The sequence below is a fragment of the Bacillus sp. SM2101 genome (genome assembly GCF_018588585.1).
GTDB lineage: Bacteria > Bacillota > Bacilli > Bacillales > SM2101 > Nanhaiella > Nanhaiella sioensis.
Map to the genome: position 1 here is coordinate 1 of NZ_JAEUFG010000022.1, position 11,588 is coordinate 11,588.

Here is an 11,588-nt window from a genome sequence, read left to right on the forward strand (position 1 = left end):
AGAAGCTGGCGAGTGATAATGCCAGCTTTTTGTATATCAATGAATAACATATTCAATTCTAGTTTACATAATCGTAACTATCGGAACCAATACAATTTCACAATCCTTAATATAACAACGTTTTTTAAAGGTTGAAAATTTTTCATATATACATGATTTTATATATTGTTGAATTATAAAGGTTTTGAAGAGGGGGAATTTTATTATTTCCTTAATTTCTTGCATAAAAAGTTTTTGCAACAGGAGGTGTTAGTAAACATAAGTTGAGTTTCCAACTAAGTAACCGATAGTGTTGTTCAACAATATGGCGCTGTAATGGAGCAATGATTAATCAGTACCTTTTGTTGTTCAAAAAGGAATGTAAAGGTCCACTGGCGATTTACATACTAGCTTTTTTATAGTGAAAAGAGCATCGTTCTACCTGAAGTTATTACTACATTTATAGTTACTTGGTGTAGTGTTTATTAGATTATAAGTTAGGTGTTGCTGTGTGAGAATTTCTTGGATTGCATGGTGGATTGTAAATGCTTCTGGGTTACTTTTGTTTGCAATAGGATATATTTATTTAACACAAAGAAACGTGGATGCAACTGGTGCAGTTCAAACTCCAGAAATTATAATGTTGAATATTACGGTTTTAGTAGCAGCTTTTGTAATCCCTTCACTTTTTCAACTTGTCTGGTTAATTGTAATGATATCAAAAAAAAGCAACAGAAATAAAAAAGCGAGAAGCATTACAATTAATTACATAAATCTATGCTTTTTATTAGGTTTGTATTTAAATTATTGGAGGTAAAGCATTGAGCATTTATGGTAATGAATTATTTAAAGGGGCAGCTTCATATTATTCAAAATATAGACCAACGTATTCCTCTAGCTTGATTAGATTCTTAGTTAATAAGTTCTCATTAAATGGAGAGCAACAGCTACTTGATTTAGGTTGTGGTACTGGGCATTTAACAATAAGATTTTCCGATTGGTGTAATAAAATTGTCGCTATTGACATTGAACCTGAAATGATAGCTGAAGCCCAACGTCTTCATAAGGAAATACGATTTGGTAATATACAGTGGTTTAAAGGGACATTAAAGGAATACAAACAATCCACTAATGAAAAATTTGAACTAGTAACAATTGCAAAAGCTTTTCATTGGATGGACCGTAAGAAAGTTTTAGAGGAATTATTTGAACTAGTTTCAGATGCTGGCGGTGTAGCAATTATTGATAATTATGCTCCACATAAAAAACTAACTGTCTGGCAGGAGCAACTAGATGAAGTGAAAGCCTATTGGTACGGTAAGGAAAGAAGAGCTGGTAATGTCACTTATTCTCATCCAAAAGAAAGTCATGAAGAAGTGATAGCTAACTCAAAGTTTAAATTAGAAAATCATCTTTTACCTACATACGAAATTCATTGGACAGTAGAATCGATATTAGGAAATCTTTACTCAACCTCATATGGTTCTAAGCGTTTTCTTGGAAATAATGTAGAGGCATTTGAACGAGATTTAAAAAAGGCTTTGTTAGAAGTTGATGAATCTGGAATTTATAAAGAAAAAATAGAACTATCTGTAAAACTTGGTATTAAGTCGAAATAATTTTCCAAATAAGGGCTCTTTTAAGATTATTATAATTCGAGTTTTCAACAATATGGCGCTAATAAGTAAAAGGATTAGTGCTTTTCTGCATCTTAGGGCCATATTTTGGAATAACATGAATTTTGATTAATAATGTTGTAGGTTAATAAATTTTAGGAAGATCCCTATATTGTTTGATACAATTTCCAAAAAAAATGGAGTACGTAAACGGAAAGATAATTTTTGTCTGAGAGCATCACAGAAACACAGAAAAGCACCCATATATGAGTGCTTTAAACTAAAGTAATTAAAATAGTGTAGCATCTTTTATTTTTATTCATCCCACCATATGTAACATGTTCCATTTTCCACTTTATCACATTTCCAATATTCTGAAAGGCCGTTATCACGTTGAACATATGCTGTTTGTGTGGCGTTATCGTATGTTATAGTTGCGTCCGGAAATAATTCTCTTATTGGGACATACTCTCCTGCTGCACTAGCTGTAGTTCCCAACGTTCCTATTAACAAACCCATGGATAAAATTGAAGAACTTGCAATTTTAGTTAGCCTTTTCATTTAAAAATCTCCTCCTTAAATTTATATACATAAGAAAGACGAATGAAGTCGAAATCCGTTGCACTTTTTGTTGGAAAAGTTTAAAAATTTTAACAATTATATATAGGGAGTAACAATTATGCTAAATAAAATTTACAAACATAACCCGAAGCGGGTGTGATATTCAACAAAATGGTGCGATGATATAATATCATTGCGTTTTTTTTGATTAAATTATGATGTAACTGTTAATAGATATTTAGCATGGAGGGAAATATGAGAAATAGAGGCTCGGTAGTTTTAATTGATAATAAAAAAGTATGTCTTATTAAGAGAGTTGTTGGAGATTCAGTTTATTATGTATTCCCTGGTGGAGGAATAGAAAGTGGAGAGACACCTGAAGATGGAGCAAAAAGAGAAGCCCTAGAGGAGTTGGGTGTAACGGTTAATATAAGTGAATGCTTTGCCAAAGTTAAATATAATGGTACACAATACTTTTTCCTTGCTGAGATAACAGAAGGGAAATTTGGTACAGGGGAAGGTATAGAATATAAAGATAAGAATAGAAATCGAGGAACTTATCTTCCTATGTGGATTGAAATAAATCAGTTATCATCAGTTGATGTTAAACCAAAAGAAGTTGCTACTAAAATTCAATCGGTATTCAACTAAATGGCGCAAATATATAAAACCACAACTAGATAATGGTCAATCTTTTTTTATAAAAATTGTAGAATACTTAACCAAAATAGAAACCGTTTTGATCAGACTTTTTTCAAAAGTGGTTACTTTTAACTAATAATAGATGTAGGTTTGTGAGGAGTTTTTGATCAGATTTTATTATAAAGCTACAATTTTAGAAGTCGAGTACTAAAGTAGTGCGTAATAATTACTAGTTTTTCAATGTTTTTTACAAAACACAGATAAAATCTTGTATAATTATGTAGAAATAACCAAATATGAGGAGGATTATATGAGTATTGTACTAGGCAATGACGAAACAGTAACAAGCAAAGAAAATTTCACTACTAACCTCGTCCTTTCATGGCTAAAAACGGATTTTTCACTAACTAATAAAAGGTTAGTAGGGTTTAGTCCAAATACATTATTTGGAGTTTTTCCTCTAGGGAAAAATGAATTCTCATATCCACTGAAAAATGTTGCTAGTGTAGGGGTTTCGACAAAATTTCATTTTAAACGTTTTATTATTGGTCTTATATTAGTATTTATGGGCTTAGGGGCGTTTGACACTTCCTTTTTTGTTGGGCTAGTTTTACTAGCTGTGGGTGCTTTACCACTTCTTAATAGCTACACAAGTAGGATGATAGTGACAAATAATGCTGGACAGGCAGCAGATATTGAAATATCAATTCTAGAAAAAGATAAGGTTCAACAATTCGTGAATAGAGTGAATATGGGTATATCTGATATAGCGTAGACAAAAAGCATATATAATAAAATAAGATCTCTCTACTTTCCGAGAGGTCATATTTAATATATGTAATTACACCTCAACAGATCAGGAAGAATTTATAAATGATTTATATTGGCGAAGCAATTATCTATACTAACGGGTGAAAAAGCAGATTTGAGTTGACTTTCCATATGAATTATTATACATTTTACTTAGTTAGACCACTTTAAGAGATTCATTTAATTGAAAAATATAAATTTAACGGGATTCCCCGCTTTGAATAGACTTACCATAAGTCTATTTTCAAAGCGGGGTTTTTTACGTACTTGGAGTGATGTGTTATCTACTATATTTCTTGAATGCTGCACCACTATATATTCATTAGTTTCTAATTAGTAGTCACATGGTTACAATACTAATCTTTATTAAATTATTAAGGAGGAATTTTTATGCAACCAACAGCTTTAGAAGTTCTATCTTCACTTAGAAGGAATAGACAAGTTACATCGGGAGTTGTAAGGAGTGTTGGAAAAAGGAAAATGCCAGTTGAGGAAAATGGCCAAATGGTAACCAAAGAAGTGGAGACAGCGATTTTTAATCTAGACGGTGGCTTCACAGGATTTTGTCCAATACATGAATTTGGAGAGTATCATTTTTCATCTTTAACTGGTTTTGTTGGTACAAAACATGAATTTATTATTGAAGAGTTATTATCGGATGATGTAACAGATACTCATATTGCACTAGTAAGTGTAAAACAAGCTGATCTTTTAAAGAAAGAGCAGTTTTGGGACACACTTAAAATCCTTGAAGAAGAAGATCAGCTGGATAGTAAGGTTTTCGAAGGGGCTATTACTGGATTTAGCTTTGAAACAAGAAAAGTGTATGTGAAAGTAAATGGTCAAGGTTGTATTATGCACATGAATGAATGGGACCATGAAAAGCGATCAAACATTCGTTTTGAAGCTCAAAGAAACAAAATAGTTCCTGTAAAAGTACTTAAATTTAACGAGGAAACAGGTCATGTGCACGTAAGTAGGAAAGCGGCGATACCAGATCCATTTAAGGAACTGTTGAAATACGAAAAAGATGAAGCGATTGTAGGACGAGTTTCGCATATTGACCCAGTTCATGGTGTGTTTGTCCAATTGGATAATAAACTTGAGTTAAAAGGTACAGTACCTCGTAAGGTTCCAACACCACTTGTTGGAGAGTTAGTCAGATGTAAGATTAGAGACATAGACGTAAATGCAAGAAAAGGCAGGGTTGTAATTACTGGATACCCACAAGGAAAAAAACAAGTGAATGATATGACATCTTTCTTGTATGTCTAATGTTGAAGCTATGGCAGAAAATCATTTAAATACGCAAGAACTAGACAACCAATACTGGACTGACTCCAATGGCCAGGTCTTAATTTGGGATGACCCTTCAATGGTAGGGGGTATCCGTCATCCCAAAAAGTACAAGCCCTTAACTACTGTATCTAGTGTACTCAATAAATATCAATATGGCATATTAAAACCAGAAGATGTTGTGATTTTGAAAGTGTTAGGGGATGTTATATGTGCAAATGAAAATCAAATGAGAAGATACTTGGAGTTAAATGGGTATAGTCGCTCAATGGTCTCTGATCGTCTAAAACGTTTTCGTGAATTAGGTCTTGTAGATAGGTGGTTTGTTAGCAGTCAAATACATTCGGAAAACAGAAAACCTCCCGCTCCGTTTACGATAGGGATTGGAGGTTTTAACTTACTTAAGCATCACTTTAACGAATCGTACTTTGTATATCCTGAAAAATGGTTTACTTGGGGAGTAAAAGTAGTTCAGAGATATGTTGCAATGAACGAGGTTCGTTTGCAACTTGCTGAAAATCGCTATATGAGTAACTGGACATGGAATGCTGTTCTTGCTGGTAATCCAAAATATACAAGGCCACATGGTGTGGCTGAGCTTAAAACAGCTAAACAAGGCAATATTAACCTTATTATTGAAAGAGCGCAGCAGACAAAAGATTTTATATCATTCTTCAAGGAAAAAATCGATAAATATACATACTTGAATGAGCGATATGGCTCGTTTCAGGTTCATGTTAAGACTAGGGAAGGTACTCATGTGAACACCAATAAGAGCATATTGGTCTTATATTGTTCAACAAGGTCTATTGCTATTGCTGTTCTTAAAGAGATCCAAACTGATAACGTACCCTTTCCAATCTTGTTTTTGATCGAGGAAGATATGAAAAGTGAACTGGGGATTAACAAAGCATTCTTTGTACCTAAATTAGAAAAACTTAGACGTTTCGATTTGCCTTCATTGTTTTCAAGTAACGTAGTAGGGAGTGAGTAATTTACATGAAGCAAAAGGAGTCAGTACGTAATAGACCTAAAGAAATTACTGGGCTACCATCTATTATTCGTTCTAGCTATATGCACAAATTATTGTCTCATGATCCTTACACTTACTATCACTCTTTACGCGTTGCTAGCCTATTGAGTACTTTTAGTGCTTACATAGGCTTTTCTTCTGAAGAATGTGAAGCATCTTATAATGCAGGGCTTTTACATGATATAGGAAAGCTCAATGTATGTAAAAGTATATTATCTAAACCAGACGTTTTAACAGCAGAAGAATGGAAGCAAATTTTATGTCACCCATCCGAAGGAATCAATTTACTTAGTAAACCGCTACATCATCCCACCATCCTTGAGATAACCAAACACCATCATGAAAACTACAATGGAAGTGGATACCCTGATGGCCTTAAAGGCGACTCAATCCCATATACAGCTCGAATTGCACGAATCATAGACTCATTTGATGCTATGACGAGTCAAAGATCTTATAACAAAAGAAAGTCTATCCAAAGTGCTCTTGTATCAATTGAGGATAATATAGGCAATGCATATGATCCTACCATAGCAAAAGAATTTATTATTTTTGTAGAAAAAAAGAATCATCCATTGTTTAGAAAACTAATTTAGTTGAGCGGGGTTAATATCAATGAAACCTGCTCAGTAGGACCCCAAAAATCATAACTCTAGATGTTAATGATGAAATTAATAGTCGCAAACGGAGGGTGGATTTATGAATACGGCTTTACTTCACAATGGTGAGATTATCACTGCAAAAGAATATGATGAATCAACTAACGGAAGTAGGATTTATTGTATTGATAAAAATTGTCGTGCTCCCCTTATACATGTTGTGAAAACCCAAAATAAAAGTGAACATTTTAAAACGACAGGTAAGGGTGAGTCAAAACATAAACAAAAATGCGGTTTTTATGAACCGCTTGACCTTTTAGAATCAGTAGCAAAAGTGAAAGAATATCAGGAAGATTTAGGAGATAACATGAACGAAACGTTAATTCGGTTAAATATGAATCGAATTGACCCAGACCATGAAAGCAAGGCTGTTGAAAGAGGAAAAAAAGATAAAAAAGATGATTCTACAAAAATAAAAGTTAAACAGGATAACGATACACCTGCATCTATTAGTTCCGTAAAGTCTGTTGTGAAGTTAATTACAGAATATGAACCAGACATTTTAGCGAGCATTTTGGTAAATGTCGGTGGTGGTTATAAAATTCCTATTTCAGAGCTTGTAGTTAAACACATAGATGCTCATAAGATGCTTTGGGAAGACCGGGTGTTTGATGTTGGCTACTTTGTATATGGAAAAGTTGCAAATATGATCAAAAGGGATAAAGTGCAGTATATAAATTTTGATGAGGAACAGGGAGTAGCATTTACTATCGTATTATTTCAAAAGTATTGGCACGAATTTAATTATAGCAACGAAGAACTTGTTGGCAAACATGTTATGGTATACGGGCATTTAAGAAAAAATGAGTATCAAGGCAAGAGAGAAACGGAAATGATTATTAAGAGTGATAAATATGTTGAAGTGTTAAAGATAAAGAAATTAAAATCTCAGCTGGAGGAAAGTAATGAAGAAGAATAAAGCAAAAGTTGGAGAAGTGGTTTCATTTGAACGTCAAAATACTAAGATAGAAGGCAAAATTATAAAAATATTAGAAAGGTCTGCCATTGTAGAATTGTCAGATGAAGCTGCTGATAAAATTGAGTCGCCGTCTAACTTAACTGTAGTAAATCATAATAATTATTCGATATTAGTTCATTGTTAATGGTTTGTGTTAGAAGTAATACTATCAATTAATAACCTAGTATTATAAGTAACATAGGCTAGTTTAATAGTGTTTTATTTTTAGATTCAATCTTATTGACATGCTTTTTAGAAATGGTATACTTTAATTATCCTAAGTTGGTCTCTTATTTGAGTCCTTCTTGAAATTGATTTTTAGTCAAGTTGAGAGCTGCGCGTCCTCGTGGCTTTCAACACCCAAATTAAATTTGAATCTTAACGGAAGTCCTCCGTCTCTATGTTTACAACATACATATGTATGTTTGTTTTCATTGAGACGGGGGGCTTTTTTTGTTTGTAAAGGGTGAAATATTGTGCAGACAGTCTTATTAGCAACTGGGTTTGACCAATTTAATGAAGCATTGAGAAAAGGTTTTAAAGAATTTGCTGAAACTGGAACATTCAGAGTTTTGGATCAAGAAGTCATTCATCGTAGATACTTGCAGGAAATTGTTCATGAAGAAATTCCTGACATAGTTATTGTTCATGATCATTATCTAGCATCTGAGTTTGAAGAAGATGATAAGAAAGAGAATGAATGGATTGAGCAGATTGATGAAATACGCCTTAAGCACGAAGGTTCGGTAAGAATTGTATTTATTTGTGAAAGAGATAGTACTGATAAGTTCTTAACAAGACTAGTTCAGTCGAATGTCTTGGATATTTTCCCTAAACGTATTTTGAATATTGAGGAAATAATAAATCAGTTAACGTTAGCTCCAAAATACTCAAATGTAGCGAAGTTCAAAGGTAATGTACTAGTAGATGACTACGTCGAAAATACAAATACCAATGAAGTAATTGAGAGTGAAACTGATGAGGAAGAAGATACTGAATTAAAAGTAAGTAACAATATTATCAAACTACCTAAACTTAAATCATTCTCGAAAAAGAAGGAGCGTAAAAAGGATAATCAACAAAGATCAGAAAGCAAAGAAGTAGACTCAGATAACTATATAAATCATCAATCGGTTAAAGAGAGCTTTAAGCTTAATATCACTAGCACAGAGAAAACTCATATTGGTTATTCCTTAGAAAGAAAGCTCATTCTTGTTGGTAGTCCATACAACCGAGCTGGATGTACGTTTATTTCTCATTTATTAGCAAGAACAATTGTTGACTATGGTGTACCAACCGCTTATATTGAAAACCCTTTTCAAAGAGCATACACTTTTGATCGATTCTTCGGTGAAAAAAATGCTCCCAACTATATTAGCTATTATCATCAGTTTAGTAGAAATGATGGTCAAAGTAGTTCGGATGTATTTAAGAATAATCTCGGGGACAACCTTGAACAGTCTCAAGAATCTTCGTGGGAGTACGAGGGAGTTCAGATCATTGCTAAACATCCTGTTAAGGAAGTTAAATACTTAGAATCCCAGATTACATTTGAATCATTTGCACGACTATTACTTTCTATTCAAAAATCCCCAGTGGTTATCCTTGATATTGGAAGTGATTGGGAAAGTAAGGTGTTTCAACAACTATACGAGATTTGTGATCATGCATTCATGGTATTTGATACAGATATACCGCTAGTGGATTTCTTTTTTTCAAATGGTAGCGGAGAATTCCAGTATCATAAACAAGTTTTAACGCAGGAAAAAACAAAGATTGTAGTAAACAGATCCAGTCATAAAACAATACCTGCAGTCTTAGGTCAAACTCCATTCATATTTCCACCATTACATCATGAGAGTGTTTACAACATGCAATATGAGGGAGATTTTGGATTTAAAGATAAGCTGGTAGTAGATAAAGTCAGAAAGAGTATGAAGCCTCTGCTAGAGGAAATTCTTCCAAAAGAATACGTGAAAAAGAAAAACAGTGAGGGTAGTTTGTTTCGAAAAGTTTTTAATAAATCTATTTCGGTCACTAAGAACAGATAAAGAGTAACAATTAATTTATGAGCCATTCAAAAATTGACCTGGAGGAATCTCATGAAAAGAAAGTTTAAATGGATAAATAAGAATTTTGTATTAGGTGGTTTGTTCTTTTCTATGTTTGCAGGAGTTGTTGTTGTGAACGAAATGGGGATTCTACGTGATCTCCAGACAACACAAGTAGTCTTGGCAAATGATGAACTCCCTGTTAACTCTACTATTGGAGAAAATGATATTTCCATCGAGCGATATCCATTGGAATTGTATACACCCGATATGATTACCGACCCCAACCAAGTAATTGGGAAGATGACGACAACACAAGTTGATAAAAAGGGGTTTTTCACGAGTCGTATGCTTGATCAATCTATACTAAGACCATCTGAGAACCATGAATTTTTCTTGATTCCTAATGCATGGATTGTTGATGATATTCAAGGAAGTATACGACGATATGACCTAATTAATGTGTACGCAGTGATAGATCGGAGAAATGAAGTAGATGATGATGAACAACAAAATCAAAAGCCGCGTCAATTAGTGAAAAAGGAAAAAATTCTTATTGATGTCCCTGTAGTTTATGTTAAAAATTCGAAGAACAATGAAATTATTGATCAAAATGGACAGAGATTACATCCAAACACAAATCCATCAAAGATTGAGCTTAGCTTACTACCACAAGAATATAAACAATTAGAAGAATTATTCCTAGAAGGATATAAGTTTACATTTAGTTACTAACGTTAGGGAGGCGACATAGTTGAAAGTAGCTATTTATAGTGAGAATAACATTTTATTACAAGTACTAGAAAGTATTTCTTTTATTAACGAAGTTGTTTCTATTGAATCACTAGATGAATTGAGTAATCAAAAGCTGAAGATTAAAGCAGTTCTAATGGATCAGAACGGAATTACATCTCCTGATTTATTAGCTTTTCGTGAAAAGCACCCAAAAATTAAAGTAGTTATGATGTGTGATACAGATGATGCTTTCTTTAAAAAAGCTTGTATAACACATTCAATGATTCCCATTGATGTAACCGAAGATGAGAGTACGATTAAAAGTATCATTGAGTCAGAATGGTTTAAGGTTGAATTGAGATCTAGTTACAAAAATGTGATTGCTGTTCATGGCACGCATAGACAAGTTGGTGTGACACAAACAACACTCTCTATTGCTAGGATCATGAGGGAATATAACTATAGTGTTTGTGTTGTTGGTCTAAATCCATATAACCCTGGTGAAATAGCTGATGTCACAAATCAATATTCACTTGATTACATCTATCCTAGCCTACAAAACAACGTTCTAAAGAGCTTTGAGGAGTTGAAAGCGTATATGAATGATGTTGATGGCTTTGATTATATAATTGGGAATCGTGATTTTTACCGAGCTCCAGAATTTGAGGGAGAACCCATTAAATTACTGATAGATAGCGTTAAAGATCATTACGATGTTGTCTTACTAGATTGTGGTAGTCATTATGATAATTTCTTGCCAATAACTGGACTCCAACTTGCAGACACTCACTTGTTAGTAGCTAGTCAAGAATTTATTGCTACAAATGAATACAATCGATGGAAGTCGCAAATATTATCGACACTTCAACTTAAACCAACTCATTCGCATTTAATCATCAACAAGTACGCTTCAAACGCAACTATCACTGCTAAGCAACTTCAAGACGAACTGGAAGTATCGTATCTAGGTGAAATACCGTTTTTTCCTGAAGCAGCAGATGCTCAGATTGAGTCAGGTTACTTGGGAAATGTTGAATTCAAACCCTACAAAAATGCAGTTATTAGTATCTCTAAAGCATTAATTGGTGAAGTCAAAGAGCAACAACAAGTGAATAAGAAGAACAAAAGAAAGTTATTTTCAGGGCTATTTGGAGCAACGATTAAATAAAGTAGCTTAAAAAAATTAGGTGAATTTCTACCTAACGGTGTTAGTGAATAGAGTCTTTATTTGAAATAGATAAAGTGAGG

The 11,588-nt window shown here is 33.4% G+C and carries 13 protein-coding genes; 12 read left to right on the top strand and 1 reads right to left on the bottom strand.

The annotated features are described in order from the left end of the window. Positions 1 to 490 precede the first annotated feature (490 nt). Both JM172_RS17960 and JM172_RS17965 read left to right on the top strand, forming a co-directional pair. Entirely contained in the window at positions 491 to 796 is a 306-nt protein-coding gene (locus JM172_RS17960; RefSeq protein ID WP_214483758.1) for a DUF3923 family protein, read from the top strand. 4 nt (positions 797 to 800) lie between these two features. Beyond that, positions 801 to 1,598, top strand: coding sequence for a class I SAM-dependent methyltransferase (locus JM172_RS17965; RefSeq protein ID WP_214483759.1), 798 nt, complete (start codon positions 801 to 803; stop codon positions 1,596 to 1,598). Between the two features lie 312 nt (positions 1,599 to 1,910). Here the strand turns inward: JM172_RS17965 and JM172_RS17970 are convergent, their stop codons facing one another. Continuing rightward, on the bottom strand, positions 1,911 to 2,156 hold the full coding sequence (locus tag JM172_RS17970; protein WP_214483760.1) for a hypothetical protein: 246 nt from the start codon (positions 2,154 to 2,156) through the stop codon (positions 1,911 to 1,913). A 255-nt stretch (positions 2,157 to 2,411) separates the two neighbouring features. Between JM172_RS17970 and JM172_RS17975 the strand changes: the two genes are divergently transcribed. The 10 genes from JM172_RS17975 to JM172_RS18020 all read left to right on the top strand — a co-directional run bounded on the left by JM172_RS17975 (position 2,412) and on the right by JM172_RS18020 (position 11,508). Then, the gene (locus JM172_RS17975; RefSeq protein WP_214483761.1) at positions 2,412 to 2,807 is read left to right on the top strand and encodes an NUDIX hydrolase; all 396 of its coding nucleotides are present in this window, start codon (positions 2,412 to 2,414) and stop codon (positions 2,805 to 2,807) included. 301 nt (positions 2,808 to 3,108) lie between these two features. Next, a complete protein-coding gene (locus tag JM172_RS17980) occupies positions 3,109 to 3,573 on the top strand; it encodes a hypothetical protein (RefSeq protein WP_214483762.1) in 465 nt (154 codons plus the stop codon). A 425-nt stretch (positions 3,574 to 3,998) separates the two neighbouring features. Beyond that, positions 3,999 to 4,883, top strand: a complete 885-nt coding sequence (locus JM172_RS17985; RefSeq protein WP_214483763.1) for a hypothetical protein — start codon at positions 3,999 to 4,001, stop codon at positions 4,881 to 4,883. Continuing rightward, on the top strand, positions 4,876 to 5,898 hold the full coding sequence (locus JM172_RS17990; protein WP_214483764.1) for a replication-relaxation family protein: 1,023 nt from the start codon (positions 4,876 to 4,878) through the stop codon (positions 5,896 to 5,898). The genes JM172_RS17985 and JM172_RS17990 overlap by 8 nt, the downstream gene beginning before the upstream one ends. 5 nt (positions 5,899 to 5,903) lie before the next feature. After that, positions 5,904 to 6,533 carry an HD-GYP domain-containing protein gene (locus JM172_RS17995; RefSeq protein ID WP_214483765.1) on the top strand — a complete coding sequence of 210 codons (630 nt, stop codon included), beginning with the start codon at positions 5,904 to 5,906 and terminating at the stop codon, positions 6,531 to 6,533. 103 nt (positions 6,534 to 6,636) lie between these two features. Then, positions 6,637 to 7,515 carry a hypothetical protein gene (locus JM172_RS18000; RefSeq protein WP_214483766.1) on the top strand — a complete coding sequence of 293 codons (879 nt, stop codon included), beginning with the start codon at positions 6,637 to 6,639 and terminating at the stop codon, positions 7,513 to 7,515. Next, a complete protein-coding gene (locus JM172_RS18005; protein WP_214483767.1) occupies positions 7,502 to 7,699 on the top strand; it encodes a DUF2187 family protein in 198 nt (65 codons plus the stop codon). The genes JM172_RS18000 and JM172_RS18005 overlap by 14 nt, the downstream gene beginning before the upstream one ends. Before the next feature lie 331 nt (positions 7,700 to 8,030). Then, complete coding sequence (locus tag JM172_RS18010) at positions 8,031 to 9,605, top strand: CpaE/TadZ family protein (RefSeq protein WP_214483768.1); 1,575 nt, start codon at positions 8,031 to 8,033, stop codon at positions 9,603 to 9,605. 51 nt (positions 9,606 to 9,656) lie between these two features. Further along, positions 9,657 to 10,340: a flagella basal body P-ring formation protein FlgA gene (locus tag JM172_RS18015; protein WP_214483769.1), complete on the top strand. Its 684-nt coding sequence runs from the start codon at positions 9,657 to 9,659 to the stop codon at positions 10,338 to 10,340. Positions 10,341 to 10,359: 19 nt separating this feature from the next. Beyond that, positions 10,360 to 11,508: a CpaE/TadZ family protein gene (locus tag JM172_RS18020; protein ID WP_214483770.1), complete on the top strand. Its 1,149-nt coding sequence runs from the start codon at positions 10,360 to 10,362 to the stop codon at positions 11,506 to 11,508. The last annotated feature ends 80 nt before the right edge of the window (positions 11,509 to 11,588 follow it).